Source organism: Flavobacterium sp. GW821-FHT12A05 (assembly GCF_058807735.1).
The window spans coordinates 53,029-71,061 of sequence record NZ_JBXAQY010000009.1; the positions used below are offsets into that span (position 1 = coordinate 53,029).

Below are 18,033 nucleotides of genomic sequence, written 5' to 3' on the forward strand. Positions count from 1 at the left end.
TTATTTTGTTAAACTAAAATTATGAAATTCACCTTTTGGACTTTCTAATATATTATTATTATTCAGTGCATCAAATTCTGATTCCTCTACAAATACATCTGACCATGTTCTCATTACAACACCATTTTTTAATTTAGGTGCGACAATCTCTTCCCCATATAAATGATATTTCAAAATCTTCTCAACCTCATTAAATCCATAAAAATGACGAAGAGGGGTTGTTCCACTAAATCTTCCGTTTATTTCAAAAATTACCGGTTTATCATCTTTAATCCTAAATTGAAAATTAACTGGCCCATCAGGGTTTAGTTTTTCTGCAATAGGAATAATAAATTTATCATATTTTGAAGTTTCCGAATTTCTATAAGTTCTATAAGTATTACCATCTCTTAAATCTCTTTTCAGAGTTACAATAGCTCTGCATACTCCATTCAGAACAACACATCCGGAAGTAAACTCTCCTTCATCTTCAGATAAAAATTGCTGCACGACCAGATTACTGTTTGGATCATAAATTTCCATAAGTTCATCATGATTATTAATTTTTTTGATTCCTAATGATCTTGCACCATCAAATGGTTTAGCAAAAAGAGGGAAACCAAGTTTTTCTTCAATTTCCTTCAATTTTGACATATCATTTGCCATAACAGAAATTGGATATGGAAAATTATTTTTTTCAAGAAAGGAAGCCGTCAAAAATTTATCATTAGCGATATTTATAACATCCTCATCACTAACAATTACTAAACAATTCAATTCAGCAGCAAAATGTTTTTTATACTTTGAAAATATAGGTAATTCTACATCTGTCCCTACCAGAATAACATCAATACTATGAAGTTTTACTATATCTATAATTTTATTAATATAAAGATCGTCGTTTGCTTTAGGAATTGTAATTGCATAATCTCCTAACCAATGGCCAGTTGACCTTGAATCAGGATCAGCAGTAAATATTTTTTTTGGAAAATCTGCTACTTGCAACAGCCTTAAAATACCTTGTCCTAAAAGAGCTCCAGCTCCTGTAACTAATATATTTTTATTCATTATTTTTATTTAGTTTTAAATCATCAAATCTTGGCATTGTAACAAACCCTTCTGGTGAAACTCCGTCTGAAATAATTACCTTTTTTAGAGTAAGGAAAATGATTCGCAAATCTACAAGTATACTTAAATGGTTAACATACCAGACATCAAGTTCAAATTTTTTTTCCCAAGACACCGAATTTCTTCCATTAACTTGTGCCCAGCCTGTAATACCAGGTTTAACATCATGGCGTTTTTTTTGAAAGTCATTATATAATGGCAAATATTCTGGCAATAAAGGCCTAGGACCAATTAAGCTCATATCACCTTTTAAAACATTAATTAACTGTGGAATTTCATCTAGAGATGTTTTTCTTACGAACATACCAATTCTCGTTAATCTTTCTGCATCTGATAAAAGATTCCCATTTGAATCTTTTTTATCATTCATCGTTTTAAACTTTATTATTTTAAATATTTCCCCATTCTTCCCTGGACGTTTTTGGACAAAAAAAGGTTTCCCATTATTAGCAAAAGCCAGGAATAAAATCAAAACGATTATTAATGGAGAAAAAATAAGAAGAACCAAAAAAGAAGCTAAAAAATCAATAAGCCTTTTAAAAAAAAATCTATACATCTATTTTTTGTTTTATCAATTCATATGATATATCTACAGTATATTTATCTTTAAGCAAATTCAAAGCGTTTTCTCTCATAATTTGAAAAACATCTTCATTATTTACCATATTTTCGATAGCATTGTTCATAGACAGAACATCTCCAGAGGCAACAAAATATCCACAATTATTTTTTTCAATAACTAAACCAATATCTGTATTTAAATCTGTCGCTGCAATGATGGGTTTTTTCATTTCTAAATAAGATAATAATCTAGAAGGAAAATTTGGTATCGTAAAATCTTTATGCAAAAAAATCATACCAACATCACATGCATTTAATAGCATATCATAATCTTTTTTTGGCAATCCCTCTAATAATTTAGAATTCTTTGGATCTTTTTCTTCAAACCATTTTTTAATTCTATTAAATTCAGTTCCAGAACCCACAACTAAGAAAAAAGCATCCGGATTTGAATTAAATTCAATAGTTTCTAATAAAAAATTAATTCCTTGTGGTTTTCCGAGATTACCTCCGTAGACAAATATCTTTTTATTGACAGGCAAATTATATTTTACTCTTATTGCTATTTTATCCTCATTACTTTGAAAAAAATCTATTGGCTCAATAGAATTGGGATTTACTTCAATTTTTTTCAAATCAATATTTGGATTATGGTCTATTATATACTTTTTATTAGCTTCTGACATACATCCAATTGTATCCGAAACTTCATAAAGTCTTTTTTCTTTTTTTAAGAATAGTTTATGCAATAATCCTTTCTCTTTTAGCATTTTCATATCAACTGCATTTTGAGGAAAAATATCTTTAAGAAGTAAATAGGAATAAGCTTGATCTCTTTTTTTTATAAAACTAATTACTTTTGAAAATGTGATTGGAGGCGTAGAATAAATAATAACATCGAACTTTATCCCAAAAAAGTTTTTTTTTATTGCAGAAAGAAATTGATATTCAATTGCCAAAGTACCAATTCCTTTTTCAACAATATTACTCTTTTGAAGATTCAAAGTTTGAACATTCAAAATAACACCTTCTTTTTGGTTTAGGATATATGTTTTCTTTTTTTCTCTTCTTTCAATTGGGCAAACAACAAAAACTTCATGACCTTCTTTATAAAACTTTCGAAGTAAATCATTGTATATTCCTCTATCTGTGAAGGAATTTATCTTAACCATAGTCAAAAAAAGTACTTTCATTTTTCTAGACTATAGCTCGCTCCAAACAACACGTTTAACATAATCTGTATAACTCAAAATGATACGTACCATTTTTTCTGAAACATTTGGCATCGAATAATCTTCAACTGGTCTAAAATTTCTTTCGTTTCCTGTTTTTTGATATTGCAGTTGCACTAAACCTTGCATGATTCTTTCGGGACTTAATCCAACCATCATTACAGAAGCTTCTTCCATCGCTTCTGGTCTTTCATGTGCGTCTCTAATATTAAGAGCTCTAAAGTTTAATACAGAAGATTCTTCTGAAATCGTCCCTGAATCTGATAAAACTGCATAGGATTTCATTTGCAAAGCATTGTAATCATTAAAACCTAATGGCTTTAAAAATTGAACATTTTTATGCATTTGAATATTTTTTTTCTCAATCATATTGCGAGTTCGTGGATGAGTACTGACAATAATTGGATAATTGTATTTTTCAGCTATAAGATTTAAACTATCCATTAAACCTTGAAAGTTTTTCTCGCTGTTGATATTTTCTTCTCTATGTGAAGAAACTACAAAAAATTCACCTTCTTTTAATTCTAATCTTTCTAAAACATCAGACGATTTTATATATGGTAAATAATGATTTAAAACTTCAAACATAGGTGAACCAGTCTTAATAATTCTATCAGCTGGCAAGCCTTCTCTTAATAAATATTCTCTGGCAATATCACTATATGTTAAATTCACATCTGAAACGTGATCTACAATTTTTCTATTCGTTTCTTCTGGAACACGTTGATCAAAGCAACGGTTTCCTGCCTCCATGTGAAAAATAGGAATATGTCGCTTTTTAGCAGGAATAGCACAAAGACAGCTATTAGTATCCCCTAAAACTAAAAATGCATCAGGCTTTTCTGTCTCTAAAAGAGGATCAATTTTAATTAAAATCTGACCTACAGTTTCGGTAGCTGTTGCGCCAGCGGCGTTTAAGAAAAAATCAGGTTTACGAATTCCTAAATCATCAAAAAATATTTGGTTTAATTCATAATCATAGTTTTGACCTGTATGTACAATTAAATGCTCAATAGCATCCGAATTATCTAAAGCCGCCATAACTCTCGAAAGGCGAATAATCTCTGGCCTTGTACCAACCACAGTCATTACTTTTAATCTTGATTTCATTATATTGCTGCTATTATATTATTATTAAACATTTTCAAAATAAGTATCTGGGTCATTTGGGTCATAAAATTCATTTATCCAAAAATTGGTATACAATACTTCATCTCCAATATTTTTAATATTATGAGTATACCAGATTGGCATGTCAACGTAAGAAGGTTCATTCCCGTCAAGATAAAAATCTAAAACTTCATTTGTGCCTATGCGACGCAATTGTATTAATGCTTTTCCTTTTATAACCGCAAAACGTTCTATTTTCCTGGTATGATAATGATTACCACGAGTAATTCCCGGAACTGTTGTTGAAAATGAAACTTGACCACCCACTCCTAAACGAATAATTTCTACAAATGAGCCCCTAGGATCTGTATGCTCAACAAATTTTACTGGAAAATGATTCTTTATATCCATGTAGCAACGATAAGTATTGAATAAATTCAACTCAAATGTGTTGTCTATAGATGGAATAATTCCTTTGCACTGATATTCTGACTTATACTTCTCTAACAAACTCAAAATCTTCGAAACTTTAGATTCTGATGTATGTTTTACAACTATTTCTGGGTTGCTTTTCTGGCCTCTAATTTCATCAATTATGGCTTCAACTAGTTCTCCTACATAAATCAATTTTAAATCTCCATCTACATCAATAGAAGGTGTTTCATTGTGTGATAACTTATAACAAAAAGTTGCAATAACAGAATTATAGTTAGGATGACCAAAAGGGCCAAATACATTAGGTATAATCATACCAGAAAATTTACCTTGACAATTGTCTGACCAATCAATCATTAATTCTCTACCTTCCTTCTTAGATTTTCCGTATAGATTATCTCTGTCTTCTTGTGTAGAAGATGAGAAAATAACATGAGCTTTACTTTCTGTTTTCTTTAGAGAGTGTATTAACTTTTTTACCAGAGTTAAATTTGTTTCATAAATTACTTGGGGATCATTATGACGGTTCATAGCTGCCAAATGTACAATTACATCACATTCAGCTACAAAATCATCTAATCTATTTTCATCTTCAAAAAATTCTTTTTGAAAATTAATTTGTATAAATTCTTCTGGAAATAAACCAATTGTATTATACAAATGTGATCCAACAAATCCAGCTTGTCCAGTAATTCCTATTTTTAACATTCTTTGATTTTAAATTTTAAAATAATCAATATCATAACGATATTCATCTTGAGTTTCTCCTAATAAATAATCAGCCATTACTAACAATTTAGAATTAGACTCTAGTGATTGGATACTACTAATATATCCCTGAGGAACATGAATTACATCTAAAGTATCTGAAGAAATTATAAATGTATTTACTTCTAATTTTTTAGAAGGTTTTTCCCAATTATCTACTTGAATCAATTCTATTTTAAATTTTCCTGTAATTGCAGAAAACCATCTTTGCTCTATTTGATGTCCTTGCCAACCTCTTATAAAATCAATATTTATATTTTCTAAAATATATATTCTTTTAACTTTTGAAGCGTCAAACTCATTATTATAAAACAAAAAGCCTCTTTGGTCTGCGTGACAATTACCTGAAATTAATTTTAATCGCGTCATGACTCTTAACCTGGCATTTGAGCCACATCTTCACCAAAAACTTCTTTTCTAATAAGAGGAAGAGTAGATAATAATTTCTTCATACCTTCTACTCCTTGCTGTTCAGTATTATGAGAATGATAGTCTTCGATCAAAGAGATATCCTGTTCTCCTTCTGAGAAGTATTGAGCATAATTTAAATCACGGTTATCAGCAGGGATACGATAAAATTCACCCATATCTTCAGCTTTAACCATTTCTTCACGAGTACATAGCGTTTCATATAATTTTTCCCCGTGACGTGTTCCAATAATTTTGATTTCAGTATCTGCTTTACAAAGTTCTTTTAACGCTTGTGCTAAATCACCAATGGTTCCTGCAGGAGCCTTATTTACAAACAAATCACCTGGATTACCATTTTCAAAAGCAAATAATACCAACTCTACTGCCTCATCTAATGACATTAAAAAACGTGTCATGTTAGGATCTGTTATCGTAATTGGGTTATTCTCTTTGATTTGTTTTAAAAACAAAGGAATAACAGATCCTCTAGAGGCCATTACATTACCATAACGAGTAAGGCAAACTGTTGTGTCTGTAAGATTTCTTGATGCGGCAACTGCAACTTTTTCCATTAAAGCCTTTGAAATTCCCATAGCATTAATAGGATATGCAGCCTTATCTGTACTTAAACAAATTACTTTTTTAACTTTATTAAACCCAGCTGCATCAATAACATTTTGTGTCCCAAAAACATTTGTTTTTGTAGCTTCTAAAGGAAAAAATTCGCATGAAGGAACTTGTTTTAAAGCAGCGGCATGAAACACATAATCAACACCACGCATGGCACGTTCTACACTATTGTAATCTCTTACATCTCCTATATAAAACTTTAGTTTATCATTTTTTAGATGATTTCGCATATCATCCTGTTTCTTTTCATCTCTACTGAATATGCGTATTTCACTAAAATGATCTGTAGTTAAGAATCTATTAAGTACTGCATTTCCAAAAGATCCTGTACCTCCTGTTATTAATAATGTTTTATTTGTAAATTTCATATTTTTATCTAAATAAGTTTTCCTTTTCACTCTTTACCGGATAATTAATAAGAACGGCTTTATATTTACCTTTGAAAACAAATAAACTTCCTGCTGCTACGCCTATTACTCCATGAGCTTGTATCACTTTTTGAATATCTTCTAAGCTCCCAGCACCGCCAAGCACAGTTAATGGTACGCTAATTTTTGATCGGACTTTATTAATAAGGTTCAAATCATAACCTTTCATAACACCATCTTGATCTATTGAGTTAATGATAATCTCACCCACACCAAGAGATTGAAGTTCTTCAACAAATTTTAAAGGATCTTTTCCTGTTGCTTTTTTTCCATTATGAATATACACTTCATAACCTCCTAAAAGTTTTTTTTTAACATCTAACACAGCTATAACGCTCTGTGACCCAACTTTATCAGCAATTTCAGTAATAATTTTTGGGTTTTCTAAGACAGCTGAACTTAATGCAATTTTTTCAATACCAAGTCCAAAAATTTTTTGTGCTTGGAGAACTGTTTTTACACCTCCTCCATAACAAAGTGGCATTCTTGACTGAACAGCAAGGTTTTTTATTAGTTTGTAATTAGGTTCTCTTCCTAAAACTGATGCGTCAATATCAAAAACTGCAAGTTCATCAACAACTTTTTCATTAAAAATCTTAACGGCATTTATAGGATCTCCAATATATTTAGGATTTTTAAAATTTACAGTTTTTACTAATCCTCCCTCATGAATAAGTAGACTTGGAATAATTCTTGGTCTTAACATATTTTATAATTTAGCAAAATTATTCAACAAAATTTCACCATAATGATGGCTTTTTTCAGGATGAAATTGGATCCCGTAAATATTCTCGTGATTTACTGCACAAGTAAAAAAATCTCCATATTCAGTCTCAGCTATACTGTCTTCGTTATTATTACACTTAAAATAATACGAATGCAAGAAATAAAATAAACTATCTTTTTCTAAACTGGTAAAAAGTTTTGTCTCTTTAGTTGGAACAACATCATTCCATCCCATATGAGGAAGTTTCGTAACAAAATTTATATTTTCTGGATCAAACTTAATAATATCTGCATCGATCCACTTTAAACCTTCTGAATTTCCTTCATCACTTTTGTTTCCCATCATTTGCATTCCTACACAAATTCCAATTACTGGTACTTTATTTATTAATACCAGTTCATCTAGTCTTTCTCTCATTCCTGACTGATTGAGTCTTTCCATAGCATAATCAAAAGAACCAACGCCTGGTAAAATTATTTTCTCAACATATTCCAGATCAGCCAGACACTTAGCAACTCTAGTTTCTATATTTAAACGTTTGTAAACATTAGCAAAAGCATCTATATTTCCAACTCCGTAATCAATTAATGTTATCATTATCTGAATAATCTTTTTTCTAATCCAAATTTACGCATAGTCTTAGCTCCTAAACCAATTAGAATTCTTTTATTTTTATAATCATGGAAGGTTTTATTTTCTCCTTCAAAAATGTTTTGTAATTCTTCTCTAGAAAAATCTAATTTTTCTGCAACATAATCGAATTCTTTTTGAAGTGTAAATTCATCTAATTCAGGTTTTGAAATTCTTTCCAAGGCTTCTTCTCTTGTCATCTGATTTGTTAAAATCAAACTCGAAAAATGGGCTCTTCTTTTCTCATAACCAAATTTTCTTGGCATCCAATAATCTTCATAAAATCTTGTAAATCTAGATTCATGATGTTTATGTTGAAATTTTTCCCATCCAAATTTTTCAAATAATAATTCCTCAACATCTTTCTTTACATATGGAACTAAATTTAATGGCTTAAAAACTTCCATTCCTAAAACGTATTTATAGTACAGTTTATATTTTATGATATCAACAATAGGAAATGTTTTTAATTTTCTATTTCCAAATTTTTTGTAAATACTATTAATAAGTGTACTATCTATACCTGGATATGCACCCCATTCTTCAGGCTCTCGACAGCATTCTGTGCTAAAATTCCCCCCTGTTAGTACATATTTAATTTTATTTTTTTTTGCAAATTTATATAGACTTGAAAAAAATGCAATGTCTTGAGGCATATCTTGGTCTGCTATCTGAGATTTAAAAAAGGCTCTTTGTAAATCTTTCATTTCCTCCCAATTTATAACATCTGTATATAAATCAACATTTAATCCATTTACTAATTTCTCAATATTTCCAACTGCTTTATCTGTATTCCATCCAGCATCGACATGAAATAATAATGGACGTAATCCCATAACTTCTTTTGCAATATATGCTACATATGAACTATCAAGTCCACCACTTAAGCCTATTATGCAATCAAAATCACGATTTTTACCATCTTTTTTTATTTTTTCTGCAGTACGCATTAGTTCTGCCATACCTTCCTGACCTGTATTCCAACTAGGAAGTATCTCATTTATAAAATTAACATAATAATCACTTTCACCATTTTCATTAAATATGATATTTGGATCTGAAGTATCCATTATAGTTTTTGTACAAATTTTATACGATCTTTCGTTCATAGTTATTTCTTATTTAATAATTCATTATAAAGTTTAAAATATTCGTTGAACTTTATTTTTCTATCAAAATTTAAAATTGCACTATTAATGCAATTTTTTACATAAAAATTTTTGCCCTTATTTTTTATTGACTCTACTGCATTTAACAAACCTACAACATCTCCCTTGTTTATAATTATTCCAGTATCTTCACTTACTGATTCAGTACTCCCTCCTGTTTTGTAAGTGATAATAGGAGTTCCACAAGCAAGTGATTCCAAGTTTGTTGTGGGAAAAGTGTCTTCAAAAGTTGGGTTCACAAAGACATCCGCTGCAGAATAAAGATCCGCAAGTTCATTAACGCTCTCCGTTCGTTTAATTCCTATTATATTGCTAGGTATTTTTTTTAATAAATCATCATCCAATCCTACTAAGATAATAGAATAGATATTTTTATCAATTAAATCATTTAATTTAATGAATTCATCAAATCCTTTTCTTTTATCCCAAGTACTCGCTACACCCAAAATAATGAATTTATCCTTCAATTCATATTTCTCATTTATAAATTCTCTAGAATTTTTAGGATAAAAGGTTTTTAAGTCTATACCATTTTGAATTACTTGGAGAGGAATCTCTGAAAGAAATGATTCAGAAACCTTTTCTGCCAGCCAATTTGATACAGGGACAATTGTTAAATTTTGTAAGGATGTAAAAATTCTCTTTTTATCTAAAAAGTTTTGTCTAGATCGATCAAAAATTAAACTCTTGGGATATTCGTTTTTTTGTTCACAATGATAACATTCAGTTTTCCATTTTTCACAACCCACAAAATCAAAATACGCACAATGTCCAGTAAAAGACCAACAATCATGAAAGGTCCAAACTACAGGTATATTACTTTCCTTTAAATAATTAAATAAAATTTCTATATTAATAAAATAACCATGAAGATGATGTAAATGAATAATATCCGGCTTAATTGTATCTAACAATTTCACAAAATTCTTAGTAGCCTGTCTTGAGCTCATACAATGATTATCAAAAATTCTTGTCTCAATTCCATGCCAATAAACATCAAATTCTGTCCCGATTTTTATTAACTCAGATGTACTCGAGTTATCACTTCTTGCATATGCAACATAGCTAGACCAGCTATTTTCGATAACTGTATCACCAATTTGATCTGCAATTCTACCAACCGAGCCCTTATTAGCTTCAACTGCTATTTGTAAAAGTTTTGGCATTTTTTGTTACTTGGTTAATTCATAATTCATACTCTCTAAAATCTTTTTTATTTGCATAAAATTATTTTTTTCTTGCAATACATAAGATTTAGCAGATTCGCCAAACACATCAAGTTCTTTCTGTGATTTTGACAAACAATCCAATATTGATTGTTCAAATCCTTCTTTTGTTTCTGATTCAATGTAAAACATTTTATCTAAGTAGTCGTCTGGTATCCCAGGGAGTTTTGTTGTCAAGACAGGAGTACCTGAAGCCATATATTCCATTAGTTTAGATGGAAAAGAAAACTTCGTAAATTCATTATCAGAAAACCTTGGATTAATTAGCAATTTAGCCTTTTTCTCATAACTTAAAACTTCCTCATTTGGTCTGTTTCCAAAGTACTTAATCCGGGGGTCTTTCTTTGCTGTCTTTATTACCTCCGCTTCCATATCTCCACTCCCAAAAAGCCACAATTCATAATCTCCTTTAAGCTTTATAAAAGTATTTATTAAAAGTTTTACTCCAAATTTTTCAAATAATGCTCCAGCGTACATTATTGCATTTTTATTTGAATATTCAATTATTAATTCGTCATTAATTTGACTATCTGTAAAACCTTCTGTAATAGAATAAGGTCTTTTGGGATAAAAATCTACCATATATTTAGTTATAAAAACAAAATAATCTGTTATTGAAATAACCTTTCTGCATAGCCATATATATATCGGTACAAGAAAACTTTTAAGTGAAAAACTAGTTTTAGAATATGAAAATTCGTACTCTGGCATATCTGGCACAAAAGTAGTTATATAAAAATTTTTAAAAAATTTTAGAGGAGCAACTGCAATAAGAAATGGAAGATATATAAAACTAAAAACAACTACTTTTTTCTCTTCTCTGCTATTTTTTAAATACCATTTGATTGAAAAATAAAACAAATACAATGAAATTGTTAATTGTTTTAAAAGTATAATATTTATAAAAGGAATATAATGATTCCCATCTGCTTCTCTTTTATTCCATAAAAATAATTTACAAGCAGGATACATTCCAATTGGCACCAAAAATAAATTAGTACTATTATCTCCAACATTATGTTTTAAACCTTCCCCAATAAGACGAGTATATTTCATAGCAGCAACTGACATATTAGCATCAGTCTTTGATAATTTATTTAAATTAATTATATCATCTTGATTGGCATAGACGCCAATAAATAAAAACTTCATTCCAATATTATTAATTATTTATATTGTTTTTTTCCTTGCTATCACTTGTATTAGTTTGAGAATTAGTTTTAAAAGAAATTTTCAAATAAATAAAAATAGGTATTGATAACAACAATGGTATTAGAATACCTCCAGCTGCAGAGTAAAATATGGCTAATAATGGTATTTGAATTAACAATACTATTAAAAATAAATTTGACAAGGATATTTTATTCTTTTTTGGCTTTAATTTAATAATTACAAAATAATAAATTAAACAAGAAATTAACGCCAAAATATACCCTAAGTCAAAAACTGTATAAGCAACAAATCCATTAAAAGTATACCAATGTAATGGCCATATTTTCTGTCTAAAAGCTAAATATGCATTTGGATCATAACTAATAATATTGTATTGACCTAAAAGGCTTAAAACCGGCTGCAATGATATTTGACTATTAAAAGTTGTAAAATCATAGGAATTAAGCACGTACATGTTGTTGTAGTACCATTGAGAAAGGTAATCGAAGTAACTGTACAAAACTGGATCTTGAATAAATGAATTTGAAGGAATAGTTTCTGCATATAAATTATCTTCAGTAAACCGCCTAACACTAATATTTACAAAGTAAAGAACCATTAAAAAAAGCAACACAAATACAGTGTTTTTAATATATTTTTTAATCTTATTTTCAAGAGTACCATATAACATTATCAAAAATGCTATATAAATTAAAGCATATTGAACAAAAACTGCCCGCGAAAAGTAAGTAAGACCAAATAGTACAATATTTAAAGACAATACAAAACACCAAATAGATAATTTATAATTTTTTTTCGCTAGATAATAGAAATGTAATGGAATTAAAAAATAGCTATAACCATATATAAAAGACGAAAGAATTATTAATCGTACATCAAATGGAAGGCTGTAATAAAAATCTGTAGAAACTCCCTCAGCGTATTTAAAAGTATTGATGTCTTCAACAAATAAAAAAACAAATACTGAGGTTATTAAAAAAGTAATGAAGGGTATAATTGAAATAAATAATAGAAATTTTGTCAGCTTTTTTAGTTTTGCTTCATTTTTAAAAGTTATTTCTTTTATCTGCTTAAAGCTTTGCCAAGGTAAAATAATTAAAGTTAATAGAACGATTGTCAATACAAGATTAAAAAATTTAAAAAGAGTGTTTATTTCATAATCTTGACCTATAAATATCATTCCGATTAAAGAAATAACCTGTAATAAAATAAAAAAGGTTACTATCGATTTTGATCGTAGATAAATAATAAATAATAAAATGAAATAAATTAATATCATATTGAAGTGATGAAACTAAACACAAAAATGTATAAAGCTATCTATTGAAAAATTGTTTTAATTAAGTATCTATCTGATTTTTTGTAAAAATCACAATTATTTTCTTCAGCTTTTTTGTCCAAAATATCATAGATCTCTTCTGGTAAGTCGAAAAAATAAAGATTCTTAAATTGAGATAAATGCAGCTGCCTTTTATAATTTATTTTTTTTAAAACTGCTACTTTCTTGTTTTGATTTAGAGCTTCGTAAATTACTGCTGATACAATAAGAACAACCAACTGCGACTTTGCAATTAAAATTGTAGTATCAACCTCATTTGTAATTATACTAACATTGGTATTGCCTTTAAAATACTCTACATATTCATCACTTAAATGAAATTCGTTTGGATGTAACTTATAAACAAACTTTAAGTCTGGTCTTTCGATCGCTAATGTTAATGTTAATTTACTCAACTCTCCTCCATGAACCCGAGTAGAAATAACCAGAATAGAACCATCTAATTCAATTTTTGGTGTATTAGAAAAGTAATCGTTACCTATAGGTATGATTTTTTTTACCGGTACATTTATACCTCTGCACCAATATTCACCAAAAGTAAGCACATATTTAGGATATATAATAAACGAATTTTCAGAGATACCCTGAGGATAAGAATAATCAACTTCATCGATTTCTATTCCTGCATGTTGCATAAGATAAGTTTCACAATTACAATCATGTGCAGCAAGTATAGATGCTTTTGGGTTTCCGGTACAGATAATTAATTTACGATTTTTGACTAAAGAAAAAAATGTTTTATAAAACAAATAATCACTTTTAAAATCTCTTATAATTAAATTTATTTCGCTAAATGAGATTAGACATTCTCCAAATTCTATTTCTAGAGCATTCTTTATTAAATTATAAAACTCAATTGAGATGTTGCTTTTTTTAGAAAATCGCCTAAATACATTACTGAAATCGTATATGTAATCGTAAGCAAGTTCTGCAGACAGAATAGGCTCAACTACCATACATTTACCATCCAAAGTTTTTATTAAAGGCATTGCTGATTTATCATAATACTTACCTTTTTCATTAGTATATCTTGAGGCTGTCAAAATAACTATTTCACTTTTTTTTCTAAGAACACCAACTATAAAAGTAATCAATTTAATAACTATTTTGAAATAGTCTTTAAATCCATGTTTAACATTCTTGGATAATTTTATACGATCTTTCTCCGGATAGTAATACTTCAAATAAACATTATAACGTATTATATCCCATAATGGCAAATTAATCTCTTTTCCTAGGTCAAAAAGATTATTTTCTGATTCCATTTTATGGAATTTATGAATCAATTGCATCTTCTTACTTTTATTTTAGTTTCGTTTTAAAATTTTCTTTGAAAAAAGAGAAATCTCTTTTCTATCATTCCAAAAAATAAGTAGTACAAATAAACAATAAATGAGAATTTTTATAATTACTGCCAAAAAAATTGATTCAATGTCTATTATAAAATACAATAAAACATAAAAAGGAATGGTTAAAAGTAAAGGAAACAATAAAATCTTAAAGGGGGTTGTATGGAGTTTTACAAAATAGGCGTTAATAAACCAGGCCAATACGGTCATAATTACATACGATAACACAAATGAAATTGCGGCACCTAATTCTCCAAATGATTTTATAAAAAAAACATTGAGGATCACATTACTTATACCGCTTACAAGAATAGTTATTGTCATGTACTGTGTTTTTTTCGTATACCCAAAATTTCTTATGTAAGCGAAAGACAATTGGGAGAATATATAACCTATAGTAAAAACCGGAACAAGGTATAGTGCTTCAGAAAATTCTTTTTTAGCTAATAATAAACCTATTTCTTTACCAAAACAAGCAACCCCAAAAGCAACCAATATTGTAAGCTTAAAAATTCTAACAAAATCAGTATCTAGCTGCTTATAATTTTTAGAATTCATGTATTCAAAATAATACGGATTCCAAGCTTGATGTGTTACAGCAATAGCTATATTAACAATGCTGCTTACAGCTAATGCTAAATTATAGAATCCTGCTTTGCTCATTCCCTGTGATCCACCTATTGCAAGTTTTCCAAATTGCTCTATTATTACACCACTGAGCGCATACGGAATTAATGGTACTGAATAAGTAAATATGTATTTAATGTAAGAGGTATCGAATGACCATTTAAAATAAGGTTTTATTAATCGAATCCAAAAAAAAACTATGCAGAAGCCAGCAAGTATTTGTCCAAAAATTTGCCCTAAAAATTTATCTTTTCCCAATAAAAGTATAAAGGCGACAGAGAAACCAAAGCCAAGAAATACCCTAACTACAGAGGAAATAGCAACTTCCTTACTTTTTTTTAAAGGTCCATATATTTGTTCAAATGTTAGTCCAATGATATTTATAGCAGAAATTGGTATTATCAAATAAACGACATTTTTATCTAATCCTATCAGATTTCCAAATTCATCTGCAAATAGAAAGAGCAGAAAAGAATTAAGAATAAAAAATACTGTTCCTAAAATAGAAGAAGTTCCAACAAATCTTTTAAAATCTAACTCATCCTTTTGATCAAAAAAATATCTACTCACTGACCTGTCAGCACTAAACGACATAACACTTCCTAAGAGCCCCACTATTCCCATAAAAATACTAACAATTCCATAATCCTCAGGACTAAGTAATCTTGTATAAATGGGTATCGAAATAAAGCCTAAAGCACTCGTTGCAACACTTGCAATAAGATAATTTCCTCCATGTTTCAAAAAACCTGCAAAATTGCTCATTAACTATTTAAAATTTAATCATTTAATTGAAAATCTATATTTTTTAACAATAATGTTATTGAATGAAGATTTTCATCATTTATTTGGTCTAAAACAATTTTGGGTTCTGATTTTTGAAGAAAGATATTTTTAACTATTTTTTTTACAGGCTCAGGAATCACTTTAGCAATCTTAGATCTAATGACAAGCCTGGTATTTTTCTTTTGTCCATACAAATAACTATTCATAACCTTATCGGCGTATCCAATATGTGTATTTCTATCTACTAATTCCTTAAACTTGTTATAATCCTCATTCACCTGAGCAACTTGCATACTCGTAATTGAGGCGTGTCTATTACCCCAATGCTCCACAGTAGTTATTTCACGAACTCCCCAGATTTCTTTTAAAAACTTTATTCCTCCCGCATGACATGCACATGTACCAATCACTAATTCAATAAAGTTGTCGTTATAAAATTTAGCCTCATTTATAATTTGAAATGCCTTTATCAAAACTTCTTTATCATACATAGCCCATAAAACCTGATAATAATTTTGAAAAAACACTTCTGCATTCCTTTCAAAACTTAGGTCAATATCATCTGGCAGTTGTTGATAAATGGGATAGTAGTGACCGTCAAAAACATCTTTAAAAGATATATATTTTCCAACTAACGTTTTATAATTTTTATTATCGTTAAGAAAAGAAAAGCCTTTATATAATGATTCAATTACTATAAAATCATCATCTGCACAAAGTGCAATAAAATTCGTTTCTATTCGAGAAAGAGCAAACAGTACCTTTGCAGCAAAATTTTGACCCGGGAGGTGCAAATAACTCACATTATCATATAGTCCTCCTTCATATTTTTTAGAAGAAGAATCGCAATAAATCACATTTGCATTCAAATCTTTAAAATACTCAATAGAGCGTTTTAAATAATGATGCCGATTATGTGTTGGAATTATTAATGTAAAATTATTCATTATTTTAACTTGAATATATTTATTAACTCTCCATTACGAGTTTAAATATTCTCTAATAACCTGAGCCATATAATCATAATGACTCTCGTTAAGACCTGGCCAAACTCCTAGCCAAAAAGATTGGTTCATTATAATATCTGTATTAGTCAAATCCCCAACTACACGGTGTTCAATATTTGCATAAGCCGGTTGGCGTAATAAGTTACCTCCAAATAAGAGACGCGTTCCAATCTTTTTCTCTTCGAGATGTTGAACTAACATATGTCTATCAGCTGCATCACCTTCTCTAAGAGTAAGTAAAAAACCAAACCACGAAGGGTCAGAATTTGGAGTTGGTTCAGGAAGTATAAATACTTCTTCAAATTCTTTCATTCTTTCGTATAATGCCGCATAATTTTCTCTTCTACGCTCAACAAATTGATCAATCATTTTTATTTGTGATACTCCGAAAGCGGCTTGCATATCTGTCACTTTCAAATTAAAACCAATATGAGAGTAAGTATATTTATGATCGTATCCAAAAGGCAAAGTTCCTAACTGCTGATCAAAACGACATCCACAAGTATTATCTTTACCTGGTTCACAATAGCAGTCTCTGCCCCAGTCTCTAAAACTTTCTGCCAATTTTGACAATACAGGATTATTTATCAACACTGCTCCACCTTCGCCCATTGTAATATGATGTGCAGGATAAAATGAAAAAGTAGCAATATCTCCAAAAGTTCCTGTTTTTTTACCATTATATGTAGCTCCAAGTGAATCACAATCATCTTCTACTACCCATAAATTATATTTTTTTGCTACACGCATAACCTCATCTAAATCAAATGGATTACCTAAAGAATGAGCAATCATTATCGCTTTTGTTTTGGGGCTTACAGCTGCCTCTATCATGTCTCCCTTTACATTATGTGTTGCAATATCAACATCTATAAATACAGGAATAGCTCCAAACTGGATGATAGGATTAATTGTGGTAGGAAAGCCTGCGGCAACTGTAATCACTTCATCTCCTGGTTTAATTGCACGAGCTCCTAATTTTGGGGATGTTAAGGCATAAAAAGCAACTAAATTTGCCGAAGATCCTGAATTAACTAATAAAGATCTATGTGCTCCAAAATATTTAGCAAAATCATCTTCAAATTGATTGGCAAAACGTCCCGCAGTTAACCATCCATCCATTGCTGCATCAACTCCATTTAAAATATCTTCAGCACTTATTATTTTTCCAGTCACAGGAATATAATCAATTCCAGGTTTTATTTCTTTACCTATATTCTTTCCAATAAATGGTAATAATTGGCTTTTAAGTGTATCATCAATATTTTTATATTCCATTTCTTTCCTTATTAATTATATTCTTTTTTTATTTTATAAA

The 18,033-nt window shown here is 29.4% G+C and carries 17 protein-coding genes; all 17 read right to left on the minus strand.

From position 1 onward, the window contains the following. Genes AC1RRQ_RS20030 through rfbH form a run of 17 tightly spaced genes read right to left on the minus strand, consistent with a single transcriptional unit; the run spans position 1 to position 17,993 of the window. Positions 1-1,047 (minus strand): ATP-grasp domain-containing protein, encoded by a 1,047-nt coding sequence (locus AC1RRQ_RS20030; RefSeq protein WP_493024769.1) that lies wholly within the window; start codon positions 1,045-1,047, stop codon positions 1-3. Further along, positions 1,040-1,663 carry a sugar transferase gene (locus AC1RRQ_RS20035; RefSeq protein ID WP_493024770.1) on the minus strand — a complete coding sequence of 208 codons (624 nt, stop codon included), beginning with the start codon at positions 1,661-1,663 and terminating at the stop codon, positions 1,040-1,042. Before AC1RRQ_RS20035 ends, AC1RRQ_RS20030 begins: the two co-directional genes overlap by 8 nt. Next, positions 1,656-2,861, minus strand: a complete 1,206-nt coding sequence (locus tag AC1RRQ_RS20040; protein ID WP_493024771.1) for a glycosyltransferase family 4 protein — start codon at positions 2,859-2,861, stop codon at positions 1,656-1,658. Before AC1RRQ_RS20040 ends, AC1RRQ_RS20035 begins: the two co-directional genes overlap by 8 nt. Before the next feature lie 9 nt (positions 2,862-2,870). After that, positions 2,871-4,010: a non-hydrolyzing UDP-N-acetylglucosamine 2-epimerase gene (wecB, locus tag AC1RRQ_RS20045; protein WP_493024772.1), complete on the minus strand. Its 1,140-nt coding sequence runs from the start codon at positions 4,008-4,010 to the stop codon at positions 2,871-2,873. 24 nt (positions 4,011-4,034) lie between these two features. Then, the gene (locus AC1RRQ_RS20050; RefSeq protein WP_493024773.1) at positions 4,035-5,153 is read right to left on the minus strand and encodes a polysaccharide biosynthesis C-terminal domain-containing protein; all 1,119 of its coding nucleotides are present in this window, start codon (positions 5,151-5,153) and stop codon (positions 4,035-4,037) included. Between the two features lie 9 nt (positions 5,154-5,162). Next, positions 5,163-5,582: a WxcM-like domain-containing protein gene (locus AC1RRQ_RS20055; protein ID WP_493024774.1), complete on the minus strand. Its 420-nt coding sequence runs from the start codon at positions 5,580-5,582 to the stop codon at positions 5,163-5,165. A gap of 5 nt (positions 5,583-5,587) precedes the next feature. Next, positions 5,588-6,622, minus strand: a complete 1,035-nt coding sequence (locus tag AC1RRQ_RS20060; protein ID WP_493024775.1) for a polysaccharide biosynthesis protein — start codon at positions 6,620-6,622, stop codon at positions 5,588-5,590. A gap of 4 nt (positions 6,623-6,626) precedes the next feature. Beyond that, positions 6,627-7,388 (minus strand): AglZ/HisF2 family acetamidino modification protein, encoded by a 762-nt coding sequence (locus AC1RRQ_RS20065; protein WP_493024776.1) that lies wholly within the window; start codon positions 7,386-7,388, stop codon positions 6,627-6,629. 3 nt (positions 7,389-7,391) lie between these two features. Then, positions 7,392-8,006 carry an imidazole glycerol phosphate synthase subunit HisH gene (hisH, locus tag AC1RRQ_RS20070; protein WP_493024777.1) on the minus strand — a complete coding sequence of 205 codons (615 nt, stop codon included), beginning with the start codon at positions 8,004-8,006 and terminating at the stop codon, positions 7,392-7,394. Then, positions 8,006-9,148, minus strand: a complete 1,143-nt coding sequence (locus tag AC1RRQ_RS20075) for an N-acetyl sugar amidotransferase (protein ID WP_493024778.1) — start codon at positions 9,146-9,148, stop codon at positions 8,006-8,008. Before AC1RRQ_RS20075 ends, hisH begins: the two co-directional genes overlap by 1 nt. Positions 9,149-9,150: 2 nt before the next feature. Beyond that, positions 9,151-10,374, minus strand: coding sequence for a glycosyltransferase (locus tag AC1RRQ_RS20080; RefSeq protein ID WP_493024779.1), 1,224 nt, complete (start codon positions 10,372-10,374; stop codon positions 9,151-9,153). 6 nt (positions 10,375-10,380) lie between these two features. Beyond that, the gene (locus AC1RRQ_RS20085) at positions 10,381-11,586 is read right to left on the minus strand and encodes a glycosyltransferase (RefSeq protein WP_493024780.1); all 1,206 of its coding nucleotides are present in this window, start codon (positions 11,584-11,586) and stop codon (positions 10,381-10,383) included. A 10-nt stretch (positions 11,587-11,596) separates the two neighbouring features. After that, entirely contained in the window at positions 11,597-12,886 is a 1,290-nt protein-coding gene (locus AC1RRQ_RS20090) for an oligosaccharide repeat unit polymerase (RefSeq protein ID WP_493024781.1), read from the minus strand. 41 nt (positions 12,887-12,927) lie between these two features. Further along, positions 12,928-14,211 carry a hypothetical protein gene (locus tag AC1RRQ_RS20095; protein WP_493024782.1) on the minus strand — a complete coding sequence of 428 codons (1,284 nt, stop codon included), beginning with the start codon at positions 14,209-14,211 and terminating at the stop codon, positions 12,928-12,930. A 42-nt stretch (positions 14,212-14,253) separates the two neighbouring features. Continuing rightward, a complete protein-coding gene (locus AC1RRQ_RS20100; protein ID WP_493024783.1) occupies positions 14,254-15,687 on the minus strand; it encodes a lipopolysaccharide biosynthesis protein in 1,434 nt (477 codons plus the stop codon). Between the two features lie 14 nt (positions 15,688-15,701). Next, entirely contained in the window at positions 15,702-16,655 is a 954-nt protein-coding gene (locus AC1RRQ_RS20105; RefSeq protein ID WP_493024784.1) for a TIGR00180 family glycosyltransferase, read from the minus strand. A gap of 33 nt (positions 16,656-16,688) precedes the next feature. After that, the gene (rfbH, locus tag AC1RRQ_RS20110; protein ID WP_493024785.1) at positions 16,689-17,993 is read right to left on the minus strand and encodes a lipopolysaccharide biosynthesis protein RfbH; all 1,305 of its coding nucleotides are present in this window, start codon (positions 17,991-17,993) and stop codon (positions 16,689-16,691) included. Between the last annotated feature and the right edge of the window lie 40 nt (positions 17,994-18,033).

Excerpts from the sequence above, each read along its gene's own strand:
- AC1RRQ_RS20060 (WP_493024775.1), bottom strand. The coding sequence starts at position 6,622 with ATGAAATTTACAAATAAAACATTATTAATAACAGGAGGTACAGGATCT.
- AC1RRQ_RS20055 (WP_493024774.1), bottom strand. The coding sequence starts at position 5,582 with ATGACGCGATTAAAATTAATTTCAGGTAATTGTCACGCAGACCAAAGA.
- AC1RRQ_RS20075 (WP_493024778.1), bottom strand. The coding sequence starts at position 9,148 with ATGAACGAAAGATCGTATAAAATTTGTACAAAAACTATAATGGATACT.
- AC1RRQ_RS20105 (WP_493024784.1), bottom strand. The coding sequence starts at position 16,655 with ATGAATAATTTTACATTAATAATTCCAACACATAATCGGCATCATTAT.
- AC1RRQ_RS20030 (WP_493024769.1), bottom strand. The coding sequence starts at position 1,047 with ATGAATAAAAATATATTAGTTACAGGAGCTGGAGCTCTTTTAGGACAA.
- AC1RRQ_RS20035 (WP_493024770.1), bottom strand. The coding sequence starts at position 1,663 with ATGTATAGATTTTTTTTTAAAAGGCTTATTGATTTTTTAGCTTCTTTT.
- AC1RRQ_RS20100 (WP_493024783.1), bottom strand. The coding sequence starts at position 15,687 with ATGAGCAATTTTGCAGGTTTTTTGAAACATGGAGGAAATTATCTTATT.
- AC1RRQ_RS20080 (WP_493024779.1), bottom strand. The coding sequence starts at position 10,374 with ATGCCAAAACTTTTACAAATAGCAGTTGAAGCTAATAAGGGCTCGGTT.
- wecB (WP_493024772.1), bottom strand. The coding sequence starts at position 4,010 with ATGAAATCAAGATTAAAAGTAATGACTGTGGTTGGTACAAGGCCAGAG.
- hisH (WP_493024777.1), bottom strand. The coding sequence starts at position 8,006 with ATGATAACATTAATTGATTACGGAGTTGGAAATATAGATGCTTTTGCT.
- AC1RRQ_RS20095 (WP_493024782.1), bottom strand. The coding sequence starts at position 14,211 with ATGGAATCAGAAAATAATCTTTTTGACCTAGGAAAAGAGATTAATTTG.
- AC1RRQ_RS20065 (WP_493024776.1), bottom strand. The coding sequence starts at position 7,388 with ATGTTAAGACCAAGAATTATTCCAAGTCTACTTATTCATGAGGGAGGA.
- AC1RRQ_RS20040 (WP_493024771.1), bottom strand. The coding sequence starts at position 2,861 with ATGAAAGTACTTTTTTTGACTATGGTTAAGATAAATTCCTTCACAGAT.
- AC1RRQ_RS20085 (WP_493024780.1), bottom strand. The coding sequence starts at position 11,586 with ATGAAGTTTTTATTTATTGGCGTCTATGCCAATCAAGATGATATAATT.
- rfbH (WP_493024785.1), bottom strand. The coding sequence starts at position 17,993 with ATGGAATATAAAAATATTGATGATACACTTAAAAGCCAATTATTACCA.
- AC1RRQ_RS20050 (WP_493024773.1), bottom strand. The coding sequence starts at position 5,153 with ATGTTAAAAATAGGAATTACTGGACAAGCTGGATTTGTTGGATCACAT.
- AC1RRQ_RS20090 (WP_493024781.1), bottom strand. The coding sequence starts at position 12,886 with ATGATATTAATTTATTTCATTTTATTATTTATTATTTATCTACGATCA.